The organism is Brevibacillus panacihumi W25 (assembly GCF_000503775.1).
In the GTDB taxonomy this organism is placed as follows: domain Bacteria; phylum Bacillota; class Bacilli; order Brevibacillales; family Brevibacillaceae; genus Brevibacillus; species Brevibacillus panacihumi_A.
Genome location: NZ_KI629785.1, coordinates 602,837 through 627,607 on the forward strand (window position 1 = coordinate 602,837; position 24,771 = coordinate 627,607).

The 24,771-nt window shown below is 51.2% G+C and carries 28 protein-coding genes and 1 riboswitch; of the genes, 7 read left to right on the forward strand and 21 right to left on the reverse strand.

Annotated elements, in window-relative coordinates; all coding sequences use genetic code 11:
* Positions 1 to 54: 54 nt before the first annotated feature.
* The 7 genes from T458_RS43835 to T458_RS43865 form a co-directional block, all read right to left on the reverse strand.
* Positions 55 to 453 carry a DUF3397 domain-containing protein gene (locus tag T458_RS43835; RefSeq protein WP_023557433.1) on the reverse strand — a complete coding sequence of 133 codons (399 nt, stop codon included), beginning with the start codon at positions 451 to 453 and terminating at the stop codon, positions 55 to 57.
* Complete coding sequence (locus T458_RS43840) at positions 450 to 1,415, reverse strand: ketopantoate reductase family protein (RefSeq protein WP_023557434.1); 966 nt, start codon at positions 1,413 to 1,415, stop codon at positions 450 to 452. The genes T458_RS43835 and T458_RS43840 overlap by 4 nt, the downstream gene beginning before the upstream one ends.
* A gap of 156 nt (positions 1,416 to 1,571) precedes the next feature.
* The gene (locus tag T458_RS43845) at positions 1,572 to 3,110 is read right to left on the reverse strand and encodes an acyl-CoA carboxylase subunit beta (RefSeq protein WP_023557435.1); all 1,539 of its coding nucleotides are present in this window, start codon (positions 3,108 to 3,110) and stop codon (positions 1,572 to 1,574) included.
* A 13-nt stretch (positions 3,111 to 3,123) separates the two neighbouring features.
* The gene (locus tag T458_RS43850; RefSeq protein WP_023557436.1) at positions 3,124 to 3,897 is read right to left on the reverse strand and encodes an enoyl-CoA hydratase-related protein; all 774 of its coding nucleotides are present in this window, start codon (positions 3,895 to 3,897) and stop codon (positions 3,124 to 3,126) included.
* Positions 3,898 to 3,914: 17 nt separating this feature from the next.
* Entirely contained in the window at positions 3,915 to 4,829 is a 915-nt protein-coding gene (locus tag T458_RS43855) for a hydroxymethylglutaryl-CoA lyase (RefSeq protein ID WP_023557437.1), read from the reverse strand.
* Positions 4,830 to 4,888: 59 nt separating this feature from the next.
* Positions 4,889 to 5,104: an acetyl-CoA carboxylase biotin carboxyl carrier protein subunit gene (locus T458_RS43860; RefSeq protein WP_023557438.1), complete on the reverse strand. Its 216-nt coding sequence runs from the start codon at positions 5,102 to 5,104 to the stop codon at positions 4,889 to 4,891.
* A gap of 15 nt (positions 5,105 to 5,119) precedes the next feature.
* Entirely contained in the window at positions 5,120 to 6,466 is a 1,347-nt protein-coding gene (locus T458_RS43865) for an acetyl-CoA carboxylase biotin carboxylase subunit (RefSeq protein WP_023557439.1), read from the reverse strand.
* A 282-nt stretch (positions 6,467 to 6,748) separates the two neighbouring features.
* On the opposite strand from T458_RS43865, the gene T458_RS43870 reads away from it, so the two are divergent.
* Positions 6,749 to 7,216, forward strand: coding sequence for an N-acetyltransferase (locus tag T458_RS43870; protein ID WP_023557440.1), 468 nt, complete (start codon positions 6,749 to 6,751; stop codon positions 7,214 to 7,216).
* 59 nt (positions 7,217 to 7,275) lie between these two features.
* Here T458_RS43870 and T458_RS43875 read toward each other — a convergent pair whose 3' ends face one another.
* From T458_RS43875 to T458_RS43885, 3 genes are all read right to left on the reverse strand, one after another.
* Complete coding sequence (locus T458_RS43875; protein ID WP_023557441.1) at positions 7,276 to 7,917, reverse strand: RsfA family transcriptional regulator; 642 nt, start codon at positions 7,915 to 7,917, stop codon at positions 7,276 to 7,278.
* A gap of 141 nt (positions 7,918 to 8,058) precedes the next feature.
* Positions 8,059 to 8,826, reverse strand: a complete 768-nt coding sequence (locus tag T458_RS43880; protein ID WP_023557442.1) for an enoyl-CoA hydratase/isomerase family protein — start codon at positions 8,824 to 8,826, stop codon at positions 8,059 to 8,061.
* A gap of 89 nt (positions 8,827 to 8,915) precedes the next feature.
* A complete protein-coding gene (locus T458_RS43885; protein ID WP_023557443.1) occupies positions 8,916 to 9,293 on the reverse strand; it encodes a Spx/MgsR family RNA polymerase-binding regulatory protein in 378 nt (125 codons plus the stop codon).
* Between the two features lie 253 nt (positions 9,294 to 9,546).
* Here T458_RS43885 and T458_RS43890 point away from each other — a divergent pair, with 253 nt between their 5' ends.
* A complete protein-coding gene (locus T458_RS43890; RefSeq protein WP_023557444.1) occupies positions 9,547 to 10,251 on the forward strand; it encodes a helix-turn-helix transcriptional regulator in 705 nt (234 codons plus the stop codon).
* Positions 10,252 to 10,373: 122 nt separating this feature from the next.
* Positions 10,374 to 10,640, forward strand: a complete 267-nt coding sequence (locus T458_RS43895) for a DUF2626 domain-containing protein (protein WP_023557445.1) — start codon at positions 10,374 to 10,376, stop codon at positions 10,638 to 10,640.
* Positions 10,641 to 10,673: 33 nt separating this feature from the next.
* Here the strand turns inward: T458_RS43895 and T458_RS43900 are convergent, their stop codons facing one another.
* Positions 10,674 to 11,798 (reverse strand): class I SAM-dependent methyltransferase, encoded by a 1,125-nt coding sequence (locus T458_RS43900; RefSeq protein ID WP_023557446.1) that lies wholly within the window; start codon positions 11,796 to 11,798, stop codon positions 10,674 to 10,676.
* Between the two features lie 118 nt (positions 11,799 to 11,916).
* Between T458_RS43900 and T458_RS43905 the strand changes: the two genes are divergently transcribed.
* Positions 11,917 to 12,990: a coiled-coil domain-containing protein gene (locus tag T458_RS43905; RefSeq protein ID WP_023557447.1), complete on the forward strand. Its 1,074-nt coding sequence runs from the start codon at positions 11,917 to 11,919 to the stop codon at positions 12,988 to 12,990.
* Positions 12,991 to 13,011: 21 nt separating this feature from the next.
* Here T458_RS43905 and T458_RS43910 read toward each other — a convergent pair whose 3' ends face one another.
* Together T458_RS43910 and T458_RS43915 are read right to left on the reverse strand one after the other, a co-directional pair.
* The gene (locus T458_RS43910) at positions 13,012 to 14,283 is read right to left on the reverse strand and encodes a CapA family protein (protein WP_023557448.1); all 1,272 of its coding nucleotides are present in this window, start codon (positions 14,281 to 14,283) and stop codon (positions 13,012 to 13,014) included.
* Between the two features lie 159 nt (positions 14,284 to 14,442).
* Entirely contained in the window at positions 14,443 to 15,090 is a 648-nt protein-coding gene (locus T458_RS43915; RefSeq protein ID WP_023557449.1) for an MBL fold metallo-hydrolase, read from the reverse strand.
* Between the two features lie 64 nt (positions 15,091 to 15,154).
* Between T458_RS43915 and T458_RS43920 the strand changes: the two genes are divergently transcribed.
* Entirely contained in the window at positions 15,155 to 15,661 is a 507-nt protein-coding gene (locus T458_RS43920; RefSeq protein ID WP_023557450.1) for a hypothetical protein, read from the forward strand.
* 43 nt (positions 15,662 to 15,704) lie between these two features.
* On the opposite strand, the gene T458_RS43925 is transcribed toward T458_RS43920, so the two are convergent.
* The 3 genes from T458_RS43925 to T458_RS43935 all read right to left on the reverse strand — a co-directional run bounded on the left by T458_RS43925 (position 15,705) and on the right by T458_RS43935 (position 18,448).
* Positions 15,705 to 16,241, reverse strand: a complete 537-nt coding sequence (locus tag T458_RS43925; RefSeq protein ID WP_023557451.1) for a hypothetical protein — start codon at positions 16,239 to 16,241, stop codon at positions 15,705 to 15,707.
* An 89-nt stretch (positions 16,242 to 16,330) separates the two neighbouring features.
* The gene (locus tag T458_RS43930) at positions 16,331 to 16,783 is read right to left on the reverse strand and encodes a hypothetical protein (RefSeq protein WP_023557452.1); all 453 of its coding nucleotides are present in this window, start codon (positions 16,781 to 16,783) and stop codon (positions 16,331 to 16,333) included.
* 330 nt (positions 16,784 to 17,113) lie between these two features.
* A complete protein-coding gene (locus T458_RS43935) occupies positions 17,114 to 18,448 on the reverse strand; it encodes a PhoH family protein (RefSeq protein ID WP_023557453.1) in 1,335 nt (444 codons plus the stop codon).
* 196 nt (positions 18,449 to 18,644) lie between these two features.
* On the opposite strand from T458_RS43935, the gene T458_RS43940 reads away from it, so the two are divergent.
* Complete coding sequence (locus T458_RS43940; RefSeq protein ID WP_031305908.1) at positions 18,645 to 19,268, forward strand: YhcN/YlaJ family sporulation lipoprotein; 624 nt, start codon at positions 18,645 to 18,647, stop codon at positions 19,266 to 19,268.
* A gap of 25 nt (positions 19,269 to 19,293) precedes the next feature.
* On the opposite strand, the gene T458_RS43945 is transcribed toward T458_RS43940, so the two are convergent.
* The 3 genes from T458_RS43945 to T458_RS43955 all read right to left on the reverse strand — a co-directional run bounded on the left by T458_RS43945 (position 19,294) and on the right by T458_RS43955 (position 22,396).
* Positions 19,294 to 20,478 carry a trans-sulfuration enzyme family protein gene (locus T458_RS43945; protein WP_023557455.1) on the reverse strand — a complete coding sequence of 395 codons (1,185 nt, stop codon included), beginning with the start codon at positions 20,476 to 20,478 and terminating at the stop codon, positions 19,294 to 19,296.
* Positions 20,475 to 21,638, reverse strand: coding sequence for an aminotransferase class I/II-fold pyridoxal phosphate-dependent enzyme (locus tag T458_RS43950; protein ID WP_031305909.1), 1,164 nt, complete (start codon positions 21,636 to 21,638; stop codon positions 20,475 to 20,477). The genes T458_RS43945 and T458_RS43950 overlap by 4 nt, the downstream gene beginning before the upstream one ends.
* A gap of 94 nt (positions 21,639 to 21,732) precedes the next feature.
* Positions 21,733 to 21,855, reverse strand: a riboswitch (SAM riboswitch).
* Between the two features lie 76 nt (positions 21,856 to 21,931).
* Positions 21,932 to 22,396, reverse strand: coding sequence for a pyridoxamine 5'-phosphate oxidase family protein (locus T458_RS43955; protein ID WP_023557457.1), 465 nt, complete (start codon positions 22,394 to 22,396; stop codon positions 21,932 to 21,934).
* A 117-nt stretch (positions 22,397 to 22,513) separates the two neighbouring features.
* Here T458_RS43955 and T458_RS43960 point away from each other — a divergent pair, with 117 nt between their 5' ends.
* Positions 22,514 to 22,840: a DUF5665 domain-containing protein gene (locus tag T458_RS43960; RefSeq protein ID WP_031305910.1), complete on the forward strand. Its 327-nt coding sequence runs from the start codon at positions 22,514 to 22,516 to the stop codon at positions 22,838 to 22,840.
* An 11-nt stretch (positions 22,841 to 22,851) separates the two neighbouring features.
* Here T458_RS43960 and T458_RS43965 read toward each other — a convergent pair whose 3' ends face one another.
* Together T458_RS43965 and T458_RS43970 are read right to left on the reverse strand one after the other, a co-directional pair.
* Positions 22,852 to 24,297, reverse strand: a complete 1,446-nt coding sequence (locus tag T458_RS43965) for a hypothetical protein (protein ID WP_023557459.1) — start codon at positions 24,295 to 24,297, stop codon at positions 22,852 to 22,854.
* 194 nt (positions 24,298 to 24,491) lie between these two features.
* Entirely contained in the window at positions 24,492 to 24,764 is a 273-nt protein-coding gene (locus T458_RS43970; protein WP_023557460.1) for a hypothetical protein, read from the reverse strand.
* Between the last annotated feature and the right edge of the window lie 7 nt (positions 24,765 to 24,771).

Sequence of the window (24,771 nt, forward strand, 5' to 3'; positions counted from 1 at the left end):
TTTCCAACCTTCTTTCTTTATCGGAATAGAAACGATTATGTATGTCACCGGTGTTTATACGACGCTCATTGTCTTGAAAATGCCCGTCGTAATCAACACTACGTAGATGAGTCCAAACCAGAGAAACGACAAACGCCACACGGAAAAACCAATCTTGCCAAGGGACAGCTTTCCCTTCCAGCGCACTTGAATCCAGCCAAGCAAAGCGATGAAGACTAGGTAAAAGCAAACGATCCACCACCAGGCAGACATGGCCTCTGGCCAGATCTCGCCATAGGCGACCACAACCGAACGAATCAACAAAAGATTCGTGATATTCACTGCCCACCTGGCCGCCAACCGCTTGTCCCGCTTCCAGACCCACATCAGATAATAGACGATCGGGAAACCCAGGAATGGTATGACGGTGAGTGTACCCCATAAGTAGGACCAGACATTTGCCACAAAGGTCATGATCTGTCGCCTCCCACCTTCTCTTCTCCCATGCTCGTCTTGAGAAGGATCACGCGAAGCAAGCTTTCATGCAATGGAGTGGGAATCCCTGCTTCCTTTCCTTTTTGGACGAGATAGCCATTGATTGCCTCTACCTCCGTCCGCCTCTGTCGTTTCACGTCCTGTAACATGGAGGAAAGATTTCGTGAAGTATTTCGACAAATTGCAAAGATTTCCTGCCAATCCGTTTCCCCCAATTTTTGTCCGTGATGATTGGCGACAGCCGCTGCTTCCACAAAAAGATCGCGCATCAGGTCCACGGTGTACGGGTTCTCGAGCAAAGCTCCATTGGGAACTTCAAAAATCGCGGTTAACGGATTGATCAGAGCGTTCGCCACTAGCTTGCGCCAGGCAAACGGCTGGATCGAGGCTTCGAAGGTAGCTTGTATCTGAACGGATCGTGCCCAGTCCAGAAAGGCCGAGATGACCGGATCGGGACCTGCTGTCTCATTCCAGGGACCGACGCGTAGTGAGCCGCTTCCGGTATGAATTACCTCTGTCCCGGACAGTCGCCTGGCTCCCTCTGCGTTGATTCCGAAGTAGCAAATTCTGTCGGGCAGCTTCTCAGCCAGCCATTCTTGGTGCCCCATGCCATTTTGCAGGGCCAGGATGGAGGCATTCTGTGGAATCTCCCGCAAAAACGGCAGCAATCCAGGCAAGTCGTTTTGTTTTACGGCAAGCAGATACAAGTTGCCCGGTGGCAAGCCCTGTTCAATCGGACTTGCTGCGAGCGGAACGGGTAAAACCTGCCCGTCCAGAGAATGAAATGACATTTTCTGTCGGTTGATTTGCTCGGCCTGAAGAGGACTTCGAGTCACGACTGACGCTGACTGTCCGCTCAGAACAAGTCTGGCAGCATAGAGCAGACCTACAGCACCGCCGCCAATCACTACCGTCTTGACAGGAATCGATTCCGATCGCATTTGTTCACCCACATTAATCAATACTTATCTAAAGAATAGCAGAGATTAGGAGATTGAGCAATTGATTGGGTTAAAAAAAGATCAAAATTGTCGAAAAATTTAACGCAAAAAACAAGCAGACCGCCTCTTTTGCGAAGAGTCGGCCTGCTGACAGCGCTATACCGGATAGACAGGATGCTTTCTTGCAGAAAATAACTGATTTTTACCTTGATAGACCGAGAAGCGCGAGATGAGTTCCTGCCTCAGCTCAGCAGGGGGCACAATCGCATCGACAATCAGATTGGAAGCGAGCAGATAGATATCAATATCCTCCTGATACTCCTTCCTTTTCTGGGCGATAAAAGCCTGGCGCTCCTGCGGGTCTTCGATTTCCTGAATTTTGTTGCTGTAGACGGCATTGACTGCAGCCTCTGGTCCCATGACCGCGATCTGTGCTCCCGGCAGCGCCAGTACGGCATCCGGTTCAAACGCGGAGCTGGCCATCGCGTACAATCCCGCTCCATACGCCTTGCGTACAATGACGGAAATCTTCGGTACCGTCGCCTCGGCCATCGCCGCTATCATTTTCGCGCCATGACGGATGATCCCTGCACGCTCCACCGCTGTGCCAATCATAAAGCCCGGCACATCGGCAAGGAAGAGCAGCGGAATCGAAAACGCATCGCACAAGGTGATAAAGCGCGCCGCCTTGTCAGCCGAATCGACGAATAACACGCCGCCTTTGACTCGCGGTTGGTTGGCGATAATTCCGACCGGTTTGCCGTCAAGACGGGCCAGCCCGGTTACCAGCTCCTGGGCGAACAGCTTTTTGATTTCAAAGAAGGAGCCTTCATCAACCAGCGCTTCGATCAGATCATGCACGTTAAATGGCGCGTTCTGATTTTCAGGAACGAGTGCCGTGATGTCCTTCGCAGTCGATACAGGAATCTTCCCTTCGAGGACAGGCGGCTTCTGCGTATAGTTGGCTGGGAAAAAGCGAAGGTACTCACGTGCGGCAGTAATCGCTTCCTCTTCATTCGCAGCGAGGACATCACCGCAGCCGCTTACCGAACAATGCATGCGGGCCCCGCCCAGTTCTTCGAGGGTGACTTTTTCGCCGATGACCATTTCCGCCATGCGCGGCGATCCGAGGTACATGCTGGCATTTTTATCGACCATGATCACGATGTCGCAAAAAGCCGGGATATAAGCGCCCCCCGCAGCAGACGGCCCAAACAGGATGCATACCTGGGGAATTTTGCCGGACAGCTTCACTTCATTGTAAAAAATGCGTCCCGCGCCACGGCGTCCTGGAAACATCTCCAGTTGATCCGTAATTCGCGCCCCGGCGGAATCCACCAGATAGATCAGCGGCACCTGCATTTTTTCGGCCGTCTCCTGAATACGGATGATTTTCTCGACCGTCCGCGATCCCCAGGAGCCTGCTTTCACCGTCGAATCATTGGCCATCACGCATACGGTTTGCCCATTTACCTTGCCGATGGCCGTCACGACCCCGTCGGCCGGCAGATCGCCTGCCATCACATTGGCAAAGAGTCCGTCCTCGACCATGAATTCGTCATCGAAAAGCATTTTGAGACGGTCACGAACAAACAGCTTGTTTTGCTCTTTCGCCTTGGCGTGGTATTTGGGCTCTCCGCCCTGCTTCACCTGATCAATTTTCTCGTACAGTTTCTCGTCCGCTTGTTTGCTCATGGCTTCCTCCTTGTCACTCTCCACGATATACAGGTTTTCTTTTTTCCTGAAATGCCGCCAGCCCTTCCAGCCTGTCCTTGGTTGGTATTAATAGTTGGTAGGCCTGGCTCTCCATCATCAGCCCTGTCGCCAATTCCACCTCTGACCCGCAGTCGATCGCAACCTTTGCCTGCGCAAGCGCGAGTGGGGCCTGCTCCGAGATTTGCCGCGCCAGTTCGAGCGAATCGGGCAAAAGCCGTTCGGCAGGCACTACGCGGTTGACTAAGCCGATTTGCAGCGCTTCATCGGGAAGGACGCGACGAGCGGTAAAGATCAGTTCTTTGGCCAAGCCTTTGCCCACCAGACGAGGGAGCCGTTGCGTCCCGCCCGCACCCGGGATGATTCCAAGCGAGGTTTCGGTCAGTCCCATCTGAGCCGTCTCGCTCATGACCCGCAAATCGCAGGCCAGGGCAAGCTCTGTCCCCCCGCCTAACGCCAAACCGTTCACCGCCGCAATTACAGGCTTGGGCAAACGCTCCAGCTCACTGAAGGTTTCACGGATCATGCGGATATAGGCTTCCACCTGCTGCGGCTCCATCCCTCGGCGTTCCTTCAGGTCTGCCCCGGCACAAAATGCCTTTTCCCCCGAGCCGGTGACCACCACCACTCGAGTCCCCCTGTCCAAAGCAAGCTGTGCAATTCGCTCACGCAGGCTGCATAATGCGGCGAAGTTCAGACAATTGTGCACATGCGGCCGATCGATGGTCAGGACGGCAACCGCGCCTTCCTTTTGCAACAAAACGCTCAAAACAGATCCCTCCTGCTCTATGCATCGCCCTGCTTTGCGCAGTCGTCGGCAGCGAGATGCGCCTTCAATACCTTGGAAGGAAGCTCGCGCCCCAATTGCTGCTGGATGTACGCCCCAGCTTCCATCAACCGCTCCAGGTCGACCCCCGTGTCGATGTCCATACCGTGGAGGAGGTAGACGAGATCTTCGGTGGAGATATTCCCTGCCGCTCCCGGTGCGTAAGGGCAGCCGCCCAGACCGCCGATCGAGCTGTCAAATATGCGAATTCCAACATCCAGTGCCGCGACGACATTGGCAAGGCCGGTTCCCCGTGTGTCGTGAAAATGGGCCGCCAAACGCTCGGCAGAAGCCTCCTTTACCAATTCCCCGAAGATGTGGCGCACCTGTTTGGGGGTGGCAACGCCAATCGTGTCTCCCAGTGAGATTTCGTGTACGCCCATCTCCAGCAGGGCTTGCGTCACACGGCGGCTGTTGTCGACGGGCACATCGCCTTCGTAAGGGCAGCCAAATACGGTCGATACGTAACCGCGCACGCGCATCCCGTATGAATGGGCTGCTTGAGCCACCTCTCGCAGGACAGGAAAGGTCTCCTCGATCGTCTTGTTGATATTTTTCTGGTTGTGGGTCTGAGAAGCTGACATGAACAGCGCAATTTCCTGCAAGCCGCTCGACACGGCACGCTCCAGTCCGCGCAGATTGGGAACCAGAGCCGTATAGGTTACGTCCTTCCCGCGTGGAAGCCGGGCCAATACCTCCTCAGCATCTGCCAGCTGCGGAATCCAGCGGGGATTGACAAAAGAAGTGGCTTCAATCGTCGTCAGACCAGAGGCAGCCAGCTTCTCGATCAGTGCAATTTTGACCTCGGTAGGCACGATCTCCTTCTCATTTTGCAGCCCGTCTCGCGGGCCAACCTCTACAATTTTCACATGCACGCTGCATCCCTCCTTTCCTAGCGAGCGCTCAGTTGGTTTGCTGTCAAAAAAACTGCCACTCATTCTTCCAGTACGACGAGGATGTCGCCTTCATTGACAAAATCGCCTACCTGTACCTTCACTTCTGCTACTTTTCCTGCTCCTTCGGCTGCAAACGGAATCTCCATCTTCATCGATTCCAGCACGATTAGATCCTGGCCTGCTGTCACGTCGTCCCCTGCTTGGACCAAAACTTTAAATACCGTACCTGCCATATTTGCTGCTACTTGTTTCATTAGACAACACTCCTTTTAGATCGTCGATTTGGGTTTTCGTTCTTGGATAAACCATGTATTGTATTGTCCTGCGATAAAGCGTTCGTCCTCCAATACCTCCAGCAAAAACGGGATGTTGGTTTTGATTCCGGTGATCAGATATTGCTGCATGGCTTGCCTGGCACGCTGGATCGCCTCTTCGCGAGTAATCCCGGAGGCAATGACCTTGGCAATCATCGGATCGTAGAATGGCGTCACCTTTGTCCCTGTCTCTACGCCGTCATCAATACGGACGTGTTCCAGACCAGGAGCCTGGTACAGCGTAATTGTACCGGGAGACGGCAAAAACGTTACGGGATCTTCTGCATAGACCCGCAATTCAATCGCATGACGCTTGGCGTGTATATCCTCCTGTGCGACAGACAGGGGCTTGCCTTGGGCGATCTCCAGTTGCAGCGCGACCAGATCCAAGCCGATCATCTCTTCTGTGACCGGATGCTCGACTTGCAGCCTGGTGTTCATCTCCAGGAAGTAAAATGCTTTCTGCTCGTCGACAATAAACTCCACGGTGCCCACACCTGTATAGCCAACAGCCTTTCCAGCCTGCACAGCAGCCTGGCACAGGGCTTCCCGGGTCTCTTCATCCAGGAAAGGAGAAGGACTCTCTTCGACCACCTTTTGATGGCGCCGCTGAATGGAACACTCTCTTTCCAGAAGATGAATCACTTGACCCGCCTGATCTCCCGCGATCTGCACCTCGATATGGTGTGGCCTTTCCACGTATTTCTCCACGAACATGGCATCGTTGCCAAAATACGCTTTCGCTCGTCCTCGCGCGGATTGGAACGCCTGACGAAGCTCTTCTTCATCACGGCAAATCTGCATACCGATGCCACCACCGCCTGCGCTTGCCTTCAACATGACGGGGAAGCCGATGGACTTTGCCATCTGTACGGCTTCATCCCCGGTCTCGACAGGCTGATCGCCACCTGGGACCACGGGAACTCCTGCCTGCTGCATGATCCGGCGCGCCGTCAGTTTATCCCCCATTTGTCCAATCACTTCCGGAGTAGGTCCGATGAATACGATGCCCTCCTCCAGCACTCTGCGGGCGAACGATGCATTCTCCGACAACAGGCCATACCCCGGATGGATCGCATCTGCCTGACACTTCTTGGCAGCAGCAAGAATGGCCTCAATGTTCAGATAACTGTGCGGAACAGGCGGCGGACCGATATGTACAGCTTCATCCGCCTCACGGACATACGGCATCTCTTGATCCGCGTCAGAGTAAATCGCCACTGTAGCGATCCCTTTTTCCCGACAAGTGCGAATAATCCTCCGGGCGATCTCGCCGCGGTTGGCAATCAAGACCTTTTTCATGATACGATCCTCCTCTCATTTATGCGCATTCGGAGCAAATCGGTTGAAAGCGCTTGCAGGATGGCAACCCCCGAACACGCAACTTCATCTCGTATCTATTTTGCCATGAGTCGGCTCATAGTTCTAGGATGAAAATATATTTTTTTCCATCCTGTGTTTCAAAAGCGTAAAACTCTCCTGCGCCAGATGTGAAGAAAACCTCTTTTCTTACCTAAGAATGGTGTATAATACAGGTATGCGCAAGTGGTTTTAGACAATGGGTTTTGAGAGGAGTGGCCAAGCATGTTTGAAGTAAAGCGTTTACAAATCAATTACAAGACACTGGAAGAATTCCAGAAGTTTCGCGAATTTGGCCTGGAGGAGCTTTCCATGAAGGAAGACCTGGAGGCAAATATTGTGGAGAATGATTCGGAATCTCCTTTCTATGGCATTTACGATAATGATCTGCTCGTAGCCCGTATGAGCCTTTATAAAATTGACGCCAAGTACGACCGTTACTTTGAGCCTTCGCAGGAGTATTACGAGCTGTGGAAGCTGGAAGTGCTGCCCGACTACCGCGGCAAGGACTACGGTACGGCACTCGTCAATCACGCAAAAAGCTTCGGTTCCCCGATCAAAACCAACTCACGCTGTCGTGCCGATCAGTTTTGGCTGAAAATGGGCTTTACACCTGTAAAGTACAACCCGATGCGGGACCGTGGCGAAAACCCTTATGTGTGGCTGCCTGAAAACGTATCTCTGCAAGATTAGACCTTGATGGATGCAAAAAAGAAGCGGTGCGAGACCGCTTCTTTTTCTTATTTTCGTCGCTACTTCTCCACCCGCTCCAGGTTCCCGTTTTCATCCATTTTGAAAATGGGCTTGGATGCACTCCTGTCTTCTTCCTGCAAAAAGGCGAGCTTGCGCGCCCGATCCATGATCTGTACGAGTGCCCGGTAATCCTCCCCGACATCCTGTACCTGCTCCAATTCTTTTTTGGCACGTTCCAGGGACTCGGTCAATTCTTTTATTTTCAATTCTTTTCCTTCCAATTCCTGCTCCAATTGCTTCACACGACGCAGTAAATCTTTTTGGTTCACCAGCATGCGGATCACGGATTCGATCTGCTGCTCTTCATCGCTCGCAGAGGATGCAACCCCCACAGCTTGTGTCAGTGGCGGCTTGAGCGGTACGGATACTGCCTGCACCTCTTCTAGATCAGGCGCAGCGACACGTCCTAGTTTCTTCAACTGCTGACGTTGGCTTTTGGCGATGGATATGGCTGCATCATATCTCTTGCGGACGCAACTGTTCCAACGAAAACCGCATGCAGCTGCAGTCCGCCCTAACCGTTGTCCTACCTCTTCAAAAGCGGCTAGCTGTGTGCCGCCCTCTCGAATGTGACGCAAAGTGACTTCTGCTAATACCAGATCGTCATCTTCTGTCCATGCGTCTTGTCTGGAAGCTACCATATAAGTCCCTCCCGTAACCTTTAAAAAGGATGATGTAGTTCATCCTATGCTTTTCCCTATTCTTGTAGAATCGCTTTCTACTAGAAAAAGTATGTCCAAGCGAATAAATGTTTAAACGGGAGAAACCTACAAATGACATTTTTATCCTTTTTTCCCTTTCGAAAGGAATTGATCTACCACGTATCGATGTTCTTCACTTCCCCACATATCTGCACACTGCGCTACTTCCCGCTTGATCCGCTCTTCCTGATCGAGGCCAGCCCGTTTCCACTTCAGTATGTTCATATAAGCTTCGATTCCGGTGAGCGGTTGAGCAGCTATTTTGAATGCGAATCGCTCGACTTCCTCCCTCAACTGGTCCTCGGGGTACACCTCGTCAACGAACCCACAGCTTTTTGCTTCCTCGGCCGTGATCCGCTCCCCGGTAAGCAAGAGTGCCAAGGCCCTGGACGTCGGCAGCAAATCCAGCAATCGCGTCCCTCCTCCCCAGCCTGTGGTGATGTGCATGCCGATTTGGATAAAGCCGAAAACAGCCTTTTGGCTGGCAAAGCGAAAATGCGCTGCACCCGCGACCTCGCATCCCCCGCCGACAGCTGAACCATTGATCATGGCAATGATCGGCTTGTTGTAATGATTCATCGTCGAGAGCATGGCGGCTACTTTTCCTAGAAGCGGCTCTGCCTGCTCTCGCCCCCGCGCTGCAATGAACTGAGGCAGATCTCCCCCGGAGACGAAGCTTTTGCCTGCCCCTGTCAGGATGAGTACCTTCACCTGCTCGTCTGTGCGGCATTGCTCAAGCAGCTGACTCAGCTCGTCCACAAGCTCGATGCTGATGGCATTATGGACTTCGGGACGATTTAGCGTGATCATCCCTACTCCTGCCTTTTTCTCAAAAAGAATGGTCTGCATATCTCCATCGCTTCCTTTCTGCTGTTCTCTCTATTGTACAGGCAACAGATACAAATAAAAAAGGAAGGCCAAGGCCCTCCTTTTCACAATTAGGAAAGTAAGTTTTTCATCGCAGAAGAATTGTAGCCGACAATCAGGTTTTCCCCGTCTGTCAGGATCGGACGCTTCAGGAGCTGAGGCTCCTCGCTCAGCATTTCGAGCAGTTGTTTGACGGACATGTCATTGATGTCCACGTCCAGGTTTTTGAAGCGCTGGCTTCGGGTAGACAAGATTTCATCAAGCCCGTTGCTCGTCATTTTAATCATATCGAGCAGCTCTTCTGCTGTCGGCGGATTTTTAAACAAGTGCCGTTCCTCATAATTGACTCCGTTTTCTGCCAGCCATGCCTTCGCCTTGCGACAGGATGTACAGCTCGGATACGTGAAAAACGTAATTTTTGAAGTGCGTGTACGTTCAGCAACTGCCATCAGTTACCCCTCCGTCTCCTATATCGCATATCCGTTTTGGTGTAAACTGGATATGTCACTTTATAAAAGTAAGCTAATAAAAAAACCTTTCTTACTTCGGATTATAAAGGTCTCATTTACACTATGTCAATAGTAGTTAATATAAAATATAGATACAATTTCGGATCAAAGGGTCAAAAACACACTGCAACCTTAACAACCCGGGAAAAATCGGATACACTTATACAGATGTCTCATTTAAGGGGGTACCAGCATGCAATACGATGATGCTCAAAAGTTAACCAGCGCTTTAGCTGACCCCACCCGTTTTTCCATTTATCAATATGTGGCATACAGCAAAAACCCGATAACGGTTCAGGAAGTAGCCGATCATTTTTCCATCCACCCCAACGTGGCCCGGCTTCATCTAACGAAACTGGAAGACGTCCATCTCCTCAAGGCCGTCTCGGACAAAAGCGGAAAAGGCGGACGCCCCAGTCGCCTCTACTCATTGTCTGATCAGGTGGTAAGCCTGCAGTTCCCTCCTCGTGACTACCAGCTGCTTGCGGACATCGCCATCGAAAGTCTTCTCTCGCTCGGCGAAGCCGGTGAAAAAGCACTGATCAATATGGGATATCGAATGGGTACAGAGATGGCAAAACGGGCAGTCGCCCAAAGCAGTCTGAATGTGCAAAGCGCTTCTTTGGAAGAGAAGATGAATCATATTCACCGTCTCGTCGTAGCGCAGGGCTTGAAGCCGGAAATCGAGGTGTTTGAAGACGGTTGCCTGCGTTTTCGCGTACAAAATTGCACCTTTTCGGAGTCAGCCAAGAAATATCCTGATTCCATCTGCAAAATGCATAATGCCTTGCTGACGGGAATATTTCAAACGTACCTGGGGAACATTGAGTTACGTGAGGACGAATCGATGCAATGTGGTTGTAAATCCTGCAACTATACCGTCATCCGTTACAGATAAACCATCCTGAATCACTTTGCCAAAAATCCGTCATACCTTCCCGTTTACACGTGTTCACCTGTCCTATATAATGGGGAAGGAATCTTGTAAATATTGCCGATTACGCAAAAGGGGGGATACAGATGGATCGTATGTATCGCGTTCTTGGTTTCTGGACGATCGTGATCGCGCTGATGGCGTTCTGGGCACAATTGTGGCCAATGGCACTGATCTTCTTTGGTTTGACCGCTTTCTTCGTAGCTCTTAGCTACATGAACCTGACGGAGCGGGTATACTTAAACATTTTCTTTGGCTTTATGTTTGTGTCCTTCGTAGGCTTCACCTACTATACATTCTTTGTAATGCCGGTAGGTCCACAAGAACACGCATTCCTGCAAATGATCATGTAGGAAAAAAAAGATGCTCGCCATGAGCATCTTTTTTTAATTTATCGGATAAAAGAGAGCATCCTGCCGCACGTTCTTCCCTTGAACCACGACGCGAAAACGACCTCCCAAGCCTGCCGGATCCAGCAATTGCACAATCGCCCGATTCCGCTTCATCGCCTGGCTGGTGAACGGGTCGCGATCTGCATGAGCCACCGCTTTTTGCAGCAGGCCGCAGCGCATGAGAAACTGATCCTGCCGTAGATAGTCGAGTACGCGCAGACCGTTTTCCTCCCCGCTTTTCATCCACTGGGAAAAGTTTACATGACAGGTCAGATCCTGTTCACCGACATGCTGGTAAGGATCATCGTGCGCCTGGTGGCGATGATAACACATCAACGTCCCCTTTTTGCGGCTCGGGTGATACAACTCCTCCTGCAAATCTCCGTAATCGATCGTGATCACATAGCCCGCATCCAACAGCTGAGCCACATCTCGGGCAGCCTGATCCATAGCGAGATTCACTTCGATCCGTACGCCGCGCGGGACCTCTTCTTCCATGGACTTCAGATAACCTGCCAGAGCAGGCGTCGGATCCCGGTAGGTCTCGACAAAGCCTTCATCGCTTGACGCCACCCATACCTCGCGCCAACCACCCGCTTGCTTCTCCACGATATGTACCGGAAACGCATCCAGCCATTCATTGGACAGCACGACACCAGTAATCCCGTTTGTTCCCCGCGCGGCGTCACCCAAGGAATCGTACCAGACCTTCTCAACTTCATGGTCCCGCAAACTCTCCTGCTGCATAGCGCGGTGATAAGGACTGGTCTCAATCATCACTACTCGGATGCGCTGATAAAGCTTCGGCGCACTTTCGCGAAGACGATCCAACAAAAAGCGGCACAGGCTCCCGGGCCCCCCGCCAATCTCCACCAGGTGAGGTTTGGCGAACTCTCCCGCACGACACATTGCTGCCACCACGTCTGCCAAGGTTTCCGCAAAAACGGGGTGGACGGCGGCACTGGTGTAAAAGTCCCCTTGTCTCCCTACCTTCTGCCTGTCGGTCATATAGTAGCCCCAGACTGGATGGTAGAGAGCCAACTCCATATAGCGCGCAAAAGGGATCGCTTGAGTCGGCGCGCTGTTGATTTCCTCTCGAATCCATTCGATTAGACCCATTCTCTTCTACTCCTGCTACCCAAATTCAACCTGATAAGGCTATAATACGTAAAGAAGTCATACAATAAAAGAAAGTGGAAGGTACTATGTCCCCCATCATACTATAAAAGGTGAAGATATGCGCAAATTCCTGCTCATCCTGCTTCTGGTTCTGTGTCCGTTGAGCGTATTTGCCCAGGAAGAGCAATCCGTTCCCCTGGAGCAACTGATTTTGCAGCAGCATTTTACGCAAAAAGAACTGGAACGGACATTGACATTGATCAAGGACGAAGAAAAACGCACCCAGAACGATATCGCCCGTCTTGAAATGGACATGCAGCGGCAGAAGTTGATGATCGATGCTATGCGCCGCCATGCCGGTGAAGTGGCGCGTGCGTATTATACAGGTGAAAGAGCCACGTTATTGACATTGTTGTTTGAGGCGGAGAACTTCAATCAACTTCTGATCATGATGGATATGATCCAATATCTCTACGAACGTGATTTCACAAGATTGGCAATGTTCCAGGAAGAACGCGCGAGATTGGCCACCATGCAGTCCGAGCAGCAAGATCGCCTGGGACACTTGAAGAAGCTGCGGGAAAAATATGAGCTCCAGCTTGCCGAAATGATCGCAATCCAACAGCAAAAAGATGAGAATGTGCAAAAGCTGGAGGACCCAACCCGTGTCGAAGCATTGATGGACCACCTGATTATCGACTGGCAGCAACGCGGATTGCCTGCCTTCCAGACGTTCTTCGGGACGTTGGCTGGCGTCATGGGCCAAATTCCGGAGCTGGCCACACCGGAGCGGATTCAATCCAGTGGTCTGTTCCTCCATACCTTGACGATCAATCAAGACGAGTTCAATCAGTTTCTCATCTCTAAAAATGAGATGTTCAAGCAATCCCAGTTCAGCTTTGACGACAACAAGCTGCTGGTGCAAGGGACCTACGATCACATGGAGATCAAGCTAGTCGGTGTCTATGAGCTCGTATCGCCTACCCATTTGCAATTTCATATCGAATCCTTGTATTTTGACGGTTTTGAATTGCCTCGCTCGACGGTCGAGGAAATGGAGAAATTGTACGATCTCGGTTTTTACCCGGAGTTGATTTCGCCCAATATCCAGGTGGAAAAACTGAGCATGATGGATGAAGAATTGAAGCTGCAGCTAAAATTAAATCTCCCGTTTGGTTGGGGCAAACCGTAACGGCAAAAGCCAGCTATCCGATTAGCTGGCTTTTGGTTTGGACTGATCCAGATTCACATGGACCGGGATTTCTTCGTGGAGCTTATTCAGGTACTGGATGGCTTCCTTGGAAAGAGACAGCCCTTTTTCCCCATTTTGAAGCTTCTGCAACGTTTGCGGGACGGGATAGATGACGTAGCTGCGTTTGCCTTTCGGACGAGAAAAATAGACATAAGTTGGAATCATTTCAGCGCTTTCGATCTTTGCTTCCCCATTTTCTCCCTTGTACAAACTTAGCTTCAGAATCGCTCCTACATCCTTGTAATCCCAGCGCTGCGCGGAAATAAAATTGCCCAGCGAATAGGCGATCAAGCCTGTATGCTCCCGGCCGTCCTCCAATGTCACCGTTTTCCATTCATACGGCTGCACAACATGCGGATGGGCGCCGAGAATGAGGTCTGCACCGTACTGCAGGCAAAGCTCAGCAGTCTTCTTTTGAAAGGCGTTCGGCAAACGTACGTATTCATCACCAAAATGCAGCGCTACCGCGACCAGATCAGCCTTTTCCCGCGCACGGGCAATGTCCTTTTTCATCAAGTCCGGGTCGATCAGGTTGACCAGATACGACTTGCCCTCGGGAATCGGAATCCCATTGGTTCCATAGGTGTAGGAGAGCAAAGCCATCGTGAGACCATCTTTGGTCAGGAAAAGCGGTTCGTCTCGCTCCTCGGCGTTGCGAAAAGTCCCCGTGTGCAAAAGTCCTGACTGGTCCAAATGTTCAATCGTTTTCAGCACCCCCTGCTCCTTGCGGTCCAGGGAGTGATTGTTCGCCGTGGATACTGCCGTAAAACCAACATCTACCAGCGTCTGGGCAAGCGATTCAGGAGAATTGAACATGGGGTAGCCCGTATAGCGGGCTTCTTTCCCAGTCAGCGTCGTCTCCAGATTGCCGATCACCCAATCGGCTTCCTGAAACAAGGGCTTCACATGCTCAAACGAAGGAAGAAAATCATAGGATTTGCTGGCGGCATTCCAGGCTCCCTCCAATTGCTGATCATGGACCATAATATCGCCCACTGCCATGACGGAGACACGAACCTCGGGAAACCGGGACTCGGTCTCATCTCTGATGGGCGGAGCAGGTGACGCTTCACTGGGCAAAGACGCTTCTATCTGAACGGGCTCTGCCTGGGGAAGCGACGGCACCTCGGAGGAGGTCGACTCCACCGGATTGGCAGGCACAGGTGCACACCCTGCCAGCAAGGCTAGAGACAAGGTGATCATCCACGCCTGGGAACGCCTGATACTTCTCATGATTGTCGCTCCTTTTTTCTGTGAAAAACGTCTCGACGTTTTTCATAAAAGTGGATGTGACCGCTTGCGGTCAAACAAAACGGTCATGACCGTTTTGTTACTGCCCATTCCTTTTCGCCATTTGCTGACAAATTCCTTTGCTCATCCCCGATTTCTGGCTTACCGCAGCATGCCGGTTACATAAGGATTAAAGGTCTTCTCTGTATCGATGGTTGTTTTGGGGCCGTGGCCGGGGTAGACAATGGTCTCGTCATCCAGCTCAAATAATTTATCCTGGATGCTTGCCATCAACGTCTCAAAATCGCCGCCGGGTAAATCCGTCCGGCCGATGCTTTGCGCAAACAAGACATCACCGCCAAAACAATGCTGACCGATCACAAAGGAACAACTGCCTGGGGAATGGCCCGGCGTGTGCAGAACGTCAATCTTCAGGCCAGCAAGCTCCAATACCTGACCGTCTTCCAGTTCCTGCTCGGCTCGCTCGCAGACGATTGGCTGCGGCAAATTCCAGCGGCTTGAGCCGTTCAAATCCGGATGGGTCAGCCATTCCTGTTCGATCGGGTGAATGTAGACTGGCGCTTTGGTCATGGCACGAACCTGATTCAAACCGCCGATATGGTCCAGATGTGCATGAGTAAGTAAAATCGCGACTACGTTTTTCTCGATCAAGGCATCCAGCAATATTTCCGGATCCATTCCAGGATCAATTACGATGCTTTCCCCTGTAGCCGGGTTCGTCAGGACATATGCATTGGTTTGAAACATTCCCAAGGCGTAGCTTTCAATTTGTAGCGCTGAGTTGCTCATAGGAACCTCCTTGATTTTTTGATACGATAAGGAAGAGATTGGACAAAAGGTGGTGCATTGAATCATGCAAACCATGTACGGCGTAGAAATGCAAGTGCCATCAGGCAAACTTCCGGGCTTCTATGCTCAAGTCATACATAAAATTGGCGACCATGTCAACGTCTTCGACCGAGATGAATTGATGTTTATTGTAGAAAACGAGGAGGAATGCGAAAAGCTGACCGCCATCCTTCAGAAAGCGGATATGCTGGGCGAGCTTTTCCCCTTGTTGAATCTTCCCCCTGACGTTTCTGTGACACATCTGGAGGATGTGGGTTTTGTCAGCGCTAGTGAACAGAGGTATCTCTATGCGGATCGTGTGGCGCTCTTCTGTTTCGCTGAACAGGCTGATAATGATCAGGATCGCTGGGCAGCCCTGCAACAGTTGAACGAGCATCTGCTAGGCAGCATCCCGGCAAGCAGTGACTCTCCCCACTATTACATCCTGGATCAAAGCCAGCAGGTTCTCGCCGAAGGAATCGCAGCAAGGTACGGTGTATCCCTGCATTGGCTGTATCAGGGCGAAAATTAGACATAGGAAAAAGTGCGCTCTGACCAAAGAACGCACTTTCTCCTTACAGACGATCAAAACGGAACCAGACCACCTGATCGTTCACAATCCCAAAGCTAGCCTCCTGCTTGCTTCCTTTGTAGACGATCTCTTTATCTCCTGCCGCTTCGCCATATAGTTCTTTAAGCTGTTGTTCACTGGAGTAGATCGTCAAGCCTCGATTGGTTTTGAACTTTTCGGCTTCCTCCTCAGGTACGCCTGCCAGCATGATCGATTGGAGTACACCTCGTTCCACCATGACCATGACTTGCGTACGACCCACCAGCATCATTCCCATGACCATATTGCCTTCCCCGGCCGCCATCCGATCAACGGTATAGGACTCACGGGTCTGCATATCCATAAAATCTGCCTTGTCCGGCTGCAGGATGTCCATCGCTTCTTTAATGTTCTGTCCTACGTACGCACCGTTCAGGCCGTATTCTTTTTGATTTTCCGGATCAAAAGAGGGAGAAAGCCCTCCGTCCGAAGAGCAAGCCGCTAGCATGACCCCTGCAATCAAGACGAGCATGACACAAGGCCAATGTCTCCAGTCCTTCATCGCCGCACACCTTCCCTTTGTCGCGCCCCTTCTCCTGTCCGTCTGTACAAGGCTATCTTACCCCACGTGCACACATGGGGCAAGAGTCACTATTTTTGATCCCGGGGTCCCGTTACCTTTCTTCGAGGTCGATTTGGCGGGCGGTCCGTCTCCACCTGCTTCTTCAACCCCTCCAGAATTTTCAGGATAGAGGCAAAGAACGGGGAGCCGAACACAGCGATGATTCCCCACATCCAGGTCCCTACTTTCCAGGGATTTTCGACATAGGCGATCTCGTCACCCAGCAGAATTTTGGCAGGATCTAGTCCAATCGCACCAAATATAAACCCGGCGGCAACGACGGAGATCAGCAGATTGAAAAAACGCTTGTAGTTCATAAAGCGAGCCGCCTCGTTGTGATCCTCCCAGCAATCGTCCTGCGGCTCATAATCCGTAGTAAGGAACGGGATGACCGACTTGCACGCCTCTGTCACCCCTGCCGCAGCACTGGATACGGCGGTGATATAAATGAGAAATGCGATAGATGAATCCAAGGTAACCATAACAGTCCCCTCCCTGGTACAAGTCTATGGGCGCGGGACGAAAAACAGAATAGCGAGAAAGAACAAACCGCTCCCAAATTGGGAGCGGTCCTTGTCGAGCCCGATATGCTTTTCTGGGGTATTCCGGTTATTCTCTTTGGCACTTCAACCTCCATGTTAGAGCAAAGTTACCTAAAGAATTCGGTTTCCGCCAATCCGACTTTCGTCGTCTGCTTGATCATGGTTATCCACGGCTCTTCGCCTCCTAAAAGGTTTGCACCGGTTTAATCATGAACCATCGGGCTCGACAATAACTAGTATGTTCCGTTCTTTTGCCATTATGCGCGTCTTTTACAATAAATCCGCTGCAAGCTGTGCGAGCACGCTTCGCTCCCCTTTTTCCAGCCGGATATGACCCGCCAGCTTCTGATCTTTGAATACCTCTACAACATACGTCAATCCGTTATTGCTCTCGTCGAGATAGGGGTGGTCAATCTGCTGGGGATCCCCCATCAGGACGATTTTGGATCCATCCCCTACCCTAGTCAGAATCGTCTTGACTTCATGCTTGGTCAGGTTTTGCGCCTCATCGATAATGATAAACTGCTCGGGTATGGAACGGCCGCGGATATAGGTCAAGGCCTCCACTTGCAAACTGCCCATTCCGGCGAGAATTTTATCGAGATCTCCGGGACGCTTTGTGTTGAACAAATACTCCAAATTATCATAAATCGGCTGCATCCACGGCCTCAGCTTCTCTTCCTTTTCGCCTGGCAGATAGCCGATATCTTTTCCTAAAGGGACAATCGGTCTTGCCACCAACAACTTTTTATATTTTTGCTGATCCTCGATTTGCAGCAATCCAGCTGCCAGAGCCAGCAATGTTTTTCCTGTACCTGCCTTTCCTGTCATGGTTACTAATGGAATATCATCTCGTAGCAGCAATTCGGTCGCCATGCGCTGCTGAACATTCCTCGCCCGAATCCCCCAGATCGGGTCTTCGTCTGAAACCAGCATTTCCAGTGTCTTTCCTTCGGTGTCCACCTTCCCGATCGCGGAGATGGACGGGTTCAGTTCGTCTTTCAAGATCAGAAATTGATGCGGATGGAAGCGGTGGCGCGGAAAACAGATGGGTAAATGCAGCTTGCGGGTCGCGTAATAGGATGCAATGACTTCGGACGAGACCAGCATTTTTTGATAACCCGTGTACAGGCTGGAAAATTCACCCACTACCCGGTCAGACAAAAAATCCTCTGCCGTCAGATTCAGGGCATCGGCTTTCACACGCATCAGGGCATCCTTGCTGACGAGAATGACCGGCCGCGGTTGGGGAGAGAGATTTTCCTCCTCCTGTAAATTTAGTGCTACAGCTAAAATCCGATTGTCATTGGTCATTTCCGTAAATTGTTTTTGCAGCTTGTGCAGGGATGAATGGTTCAATTCGACGCGAAACAATCCACCCGTCTCGAGGGTAATACCGGTGTGCAGATGGCCATGCTCGCGAAAGCTGTCCAGAAGACGCGAGACATAGCGGGCGTTCCTCCCAATTTCATCCATATAGCGCTTCTTGGAATCAATCTCTTCCAACACTACAGCGGGTATGATGATTTCGTTGTCAGCGAAGGAAAACATCGCCCGAGGATCTTGCAGGAGTACGTTGGTGTCCAGTACGTAGATTTTCTTCAAAATCTCGCCTCCTATTACCCATCTTATATACCCTATGCAATTTTTGGAGGGATGCGCTGTTGTAGAGGCCTGATGTATTACAGTCTATGTGCTTCTTTTCGCAGATAGTCTTGGACCAAACAGAATGAAAACCGTCGCAAGCGAACACAATACACCTAAACCCTGCCCTCCTTGGAAGGTATACCAGTAAAGGAGAATGTATGTGAAACGGAGCGTTATCACAACTATCAGCATCTGTCTCTTGCTCTCAGCCTGCACAACCACTGGCAATAAGCCTCCAGCGAACCAGGCAGCACCCAAGCAGAATCAAAACGCCCCCAAAACCCAGCGTGTCCAGCAGACAAACCCTGGACCTGTAAAAAACCAATCGGCGCAAGCTACCGCTGATCGCCTGGTTGAACTGGCAAAGCGTGTCCCCAAGGTAAATGGAGCTACCGCTGTCGTTGTCGGTAAGTATGCTGTTGTCGGGATTGATGTCAACGCCCATCTGGATCGACCTCAAGTAGGCGTGATCAAATACTCCGTCGCCGAGGCATTGAAGGAAGATCCTCAAGGAGCTACCGCCTTGGTGACAGCAGACCCAGACATTGTGCAGCGACTTCGCGAGATGGGAGCTGACATCCGGAACGGACGCCCTGTCAGCGGCTTCGCAGAGGAAATGGCGGATATCGTCGGGCGGATCATCCCGCAGACCCCGGCACGGGTACAAAAGCGTGAACAAAAGCCTTCCAGGGAGAACGAACAGCGTATCAACAACGACGGCAGGTCAAAGCCACAAGGAAATGACAAGATCAACGTCAACCGCAAGACAAGTCCGTAAAAGACAAAAAAGACATTCCCCGGGGTTAAACCCGGGAGAATGTCTTTTTGTCGTCAGGGATGCGAAGTTCATGCAAGCTGTCGAGCGCCTGCGCCAGATCCTGCAGCAAATCCTCCGTGTCCTCCAATCCGGCAGACAGTCTGATCAACCCATCCGTTATTCCCCGCTTCTTTCTTTCCTCTGGCGGCATCGCTGCATGAGACATCGCAGCAGGATAGGAGAGAATGGTTTCTACAGCACCGAGGCTGACCGCCACGATCGGCAGTTTGACCCGATCAAACACGGCTTTGGCCCGCTCCCGGCTGCCTACGTCAAACGAGAGAACAGCGCCGTGTCCACTGGCTTGACTCGTTTGTACATCGTGTCCTGCATGCGTACACAGGCCCGTATAATAGACGCGGCTCACCGCCGGATGCTGGGAAAGCCATTGCGCAATGGTCTCTGCCGATCTCGAGCTGACATCCAGTCGCGCTTTGAGTGTCTTCAGCCCTCTCATCACCAGCCAGCTGTCCTGCGCCCCAAGAATGGCTCCCATACCGTTTTGGATGAAATAAAGCTGTTTCCCTAAGGCTTCGTCTTTCGTGACAGCCAGACCGGCTATCACATCGCTGTGGCCTCCGATAAATTTGGTCGCACTATGAATGACGACATCAGCCCCAAGTTCCAGCGGTTTTTGATAATACGGCGTCATGAACGTGTTATCCACCATGACCAACAGATCATGCTTTTTGGCGATTCGACAAACCGCTGCGAGATCCGTCACTTTCAAGGTAGGGTTGGAGGGTGTCTCCAGGTAAATCCCTTTTGTCCCAGGCTTAATGGCGTTCTCCACCGCATGAGTGCAAGTGGTATCTACAAAGGTCACTTCGATCCCCATCCGCGACAGCACTTGGGTCAAGAAGCGAAACGTCCCGCCATATACATCCTCTGCCACAACGATGTGATCTCCTGCCGAGAACAGCATGAAGACGCTGGAGATCGCTGCCATCCCGGAAGCAAAAGCAAATCCTCTGGTCCCGCCCTCCAGTACAGCAATGGCCTCCTCCAGAGCATGCCTGGTCGGATTTCCTGAGCGCGCGTAATCATACAGACCGGGCGCATCGAGATCGGCCTGATGGAAGGTCGAAGCCTGATAGATCGGAACCGAAGAGGCCCCGGTTACTGGATCAAAACAAGAGACGCCGTGCAAGGCTTTCGTAGCAAAGTTCATCGCAGCTGCCCCCCTGTGACGAGACTGGCATCCAAAGCCTGTGTCACATCAGCAGCCAGATCGTCGGGATGCTCGATGCCGACCGACAACCGCAGCAACCGATCACATACCCCTACATATTCGCGTATCTCTTGCGGGATATCTGCGTGGGTTTGGGTTGCCGGATAGGTACACAGCGATTCGACACCGCCGAGGCTTTCCGCAAAGGAGATCAGCTTGAGATTTTGCAGGAACACAGGAACCTGATCAGCGGACCTGACGCGAAAAGAGACCATGCCGCTGAAGCCGCTCGCTTGGGAGCTGTGTGTCTGATGACCAGGATGCTCGGGTAGGCCGGGATAAAATACCTCCGATACAGCCGGGTGCCCAAGAAGCTGCTTCGCTACGGCAAAAGCATTGGATTGATGCCGTTCCATGCGCAGCGCCAGCGTTTTGAGCCCGCGCAAGAGCAGCCAACTGTCCTGTGGCCCCAGTACAGCTCCAATTGTGTTATGTAAAAATTTCACCTTTTCCGACAGCTCAGAGCCCTTGGTCACGATCAAGCCGGCGAGAACATCGTTGTGACCGCCGAGATACTTGGTGCCGCTGTGGAGAACAATATCTGCCCCAAGCTCCAGCGGACGTTGGAAGTAAGGGGTCATAAACGTGTTGTCCACGATCGTAAGCAAGCCATGCTCTTTTGCCAATTGAGCCACTTCGCGCAGATCCGTGATCTGCATGAGTGGATTGGTAGGCGTCTCTACAAAAATCGCTTTGGTCTCCGGACGGATTGCCGCCCTTACCGCTTCCGTGTCCCGCAGGTCTGCATACGTGAACCAAAGCCCGTAGCGGGTAAGAACTTGCTCGAATAATCGATAGGTTCCGCCATATAAATCCAGTGAAACGATGATGTGGTCCCTTTGCGAAAACAAGCCCATCGTGGTGTGGATGGCTGCCATCCCGGAAGCACACGCAAACCCGCTGTCTCCGGATTCAGCCGCCGCGATGGCTTCTTCGAGAACGGCACGCGTCGGATTGCCCGTCCGCGTATAGTCGAATCCTGTACTTTCCCCAATCCCCGGATGGCGGTAAGCCGTCGCGTAATAGACGGGAAAATTGATCGCTCCTGTTGTTTCTTCCTTGCCTACTCCTGTCTGAACCAGCTTTGTCTCCAAATGCATCTTGATCCCGCTCCCCTCAATCGTTTGCGAGGGCATGAAAAAAGCCCCCTTTCCTCAGAAAGAAGGCTTTGATTACGTCACCGTAAGCAAATCCTTCTTATCTGTCAGAGTTCAACACTCTGCAGGAATTAGCACCAGTATCTCCCTGTATATCGCTACACAGGTGATTGGTTGCCGGGCATCATCGGGCCAGTCCCTCCGCCTCTCTGGATAAGAAGAATAAACGATGTAATTGTAGGTGTTAATGATGCTAATACTACCGGAATAGTCGCCCTTTTGTCAATCCATTTTTTTCAAGTCAATTCTGCCTTTCTCAAAGCCGCCATGACCTGCTGATCCAGCTTGGTAGCCGCCTTTTTGTCATATGTTTTTTCATATTGTGGATCTGCCGAAATTCGGGAACCATAAAACATGATGTCCCGTACGGCATAAATTTGCATTTCCACAAGAGCCAGCTTGAGCGGCACTTCTTCGATTCGCTGTGTCTTGACATGCGCCAGACCGTTCAGCGCATACGAAGATCCTCCCCCGATCAGTTGGATGACCACTTCGGGATGCTTCTCGATATTCGCCAAAATGCGGGAACGGCTGTCAATAGCGAGCAGTATTTTTTGTGCCGAGACGGCGTAGACCCAGGACAGGGAATGGAGAGAGGGCGCACCCGTCTCGTGGTCAATCGTAGCCAGTGTCACAAATCGCTCCTGTTGCAACAGCGCAAACAAGTCTTCGGACAATGTTTGGGAAACCGTTTCAGCCATGCCTGTATCCTCCCGAAAAAGATATCTCCATTCATTGTACTCCCCCTGCATGGCGGCTAGCAACAGGTACCAGCAGGTTCCCCGCAACGAGTACGATCAAAAGGAAAAGGAGGCTAAATGATGACCCCTACTGAACGTTTGCTGGACCAAATCGACGACCTCTTGCAGGAGATCGCGGAGGTTCGCAAGCTGAATGAAAGGATGGACAAAATCGCCATGTTTCTCGAAGATGTCCGCCTTGCTGATGTGATCCAAAATTACACAGCCCCGCGCAAGCTGCTTTGGACGAATTTCCTAGCAGGTCTTGCCCGGGGGCTTGGTTTGACGATCGGAACGGCGATCGTATTGGCTTTATTCGGTTCGCTGCTCTCCCAATTTCTCTCGATCCCGATCATCGGAGACTACATTAGACAGATTATCGATTACATTGAATCCTATCGGTAAGTCTGACAGGCTTAATCCTCATCTTCTTCGTCATCGTCATCGTCGTCGTTATCATCTTTTTTCTTTGATTTTTTGTCCTTGTTTTTCCAATACCCGTAAGCATTCCCCTGTGGTTGCTTCTGCTTGTCATTCCAAGCTTCCTGGGTATACTCAAGCTCCTTCTCCAGAACCAGTTTGCCGTCTACATAGAGCTGCAGTTGAACGGATTTTCCGTCAAAGGCATTCTTGTTTCCTTTATGCGAGATCGTATGGGTAAATTGGCCGTGCGCATTTGGATGGACGACTTTCTTTTCACCATTCGGCGCCACAATGACCAGGCTCACATTCTTTTGCTTTTTGTCCCAGCCTGAGATGGTCCCGTTTACCTTGAGGTTCTTTTCATTGGCAAAAAGGGAGGCTGTACCCGTGAGTGTATATTTTCCCGTTTCCGGTTTGTCTTTTTCATTGATTACTTGAACATCTACATACGTGGATTCAAGCTTTTTGTCTCCATCGTAGACTTCTACCAATGCCTTTCCTTTGCCTGCCGCTACGTCTTTTAGAGTAGCATTGAAGCTGCCTACGCCATCCCAAAGCTTTTGCACCTTCACTGATTTCTTCTCGCCGTTGTAGGTAACAGTAACTTTATCGGCAGGAAGCATCACGATGCCGCGCAACTTCAACTCAGATTTCTTGGCATCCAAGACAGATTGCACTTGCATGAGAAGGTTTTCTGCTTCTTGTGCAATCAGTTTGACATTCTTGCTATCTACCATTTTGCTGTCTGCATAGGCTTTCACAATAGCGTACTCGTCCTTCATGCTTGCGTCCCAGGTGAAGCTTACTGTAAACGTATGCTCACTGGAAGGCACGACAGAGATGGTGTCCCCATTCGGCTTGGTGATGATCACTTTGGTTACATCGGGTGAAACAACCCCTTTTATGTAAACCTTGTTGTCTCTTGTCTCAGCATCTACGCTGACGATCTCCTGATCTTCCAAGAAACGAACTTCCAGCCAAATATCACGATAGTGCTCCTGATAAATGCGTATCCATTCTTCTGGATGGTCTTGCATAAACGTTTGCAGATGAGTATCCAGATCCAGCTCATCTACGATAATGTACAGATGTTCTGCTTGCTGCTTCAGTAAAATTTGCAGGGTATCAGGGTCATTCAAGGCCAATTCGCGCAGATTGTAGCGGGTAATTTTTTTCCCTTCGTCATTCATGACGACTTTGGTCGCCGAAGGAGTCAATTCCCGAGAAGCCGTTAGCTGTGCCGGCTGATTGGATGTCTTAACAGCAGCGGCTACTGCTCCCTTGTTCTCGAGTGGAGTGGCTGTGATCGTACCTACTGATATTTTGGGGTTTCCTGAAGTCGCCTCCACACTGGCATTCGCCAATAAGGGCGTCACCCCGCCAATCAATACGGCTGTCGTCATGACGGCCACGACGGGTCTGGTCAACACTTTTTTCATAGATGTTCCTCCTTCATGTCTCTATCCCTTTATCTAACCTCACCCTGGGCACAGTTACTGACGGGACGCATGACAGAAAGGTTGCAGGAACATAAGAAAAACTTGGCTTATTGACAAGACCAGAAACATTTTGAAGGAAATAAAAACTCCCGCCAGCATCGGAGCTGGAAGGAGTTTATGGGCTTCCCGAACAATCATGCTTGATAACGGGGTTCATTTTCAATGGCAACCAACAGGGCATCTACGGCTTCCGCAGGGTATCTGGATTCTGAAGCTTCGGTCTTCGTCTTATCTGTCAGGACGTACCAGTCCCCTTCCCGTCGATATGCCAAGTCTTCGATCCCATGATCCTCACGCAAGACTTCGCGAAAAAAAGCAGCGGTATCAAAGGCAGACTTGTCATCTGGCCTGGCCTCGGCTACGACTTGAATTTGCAGCCAATTAAACAGGGCGTCTTCCCGCTTCATCTACACT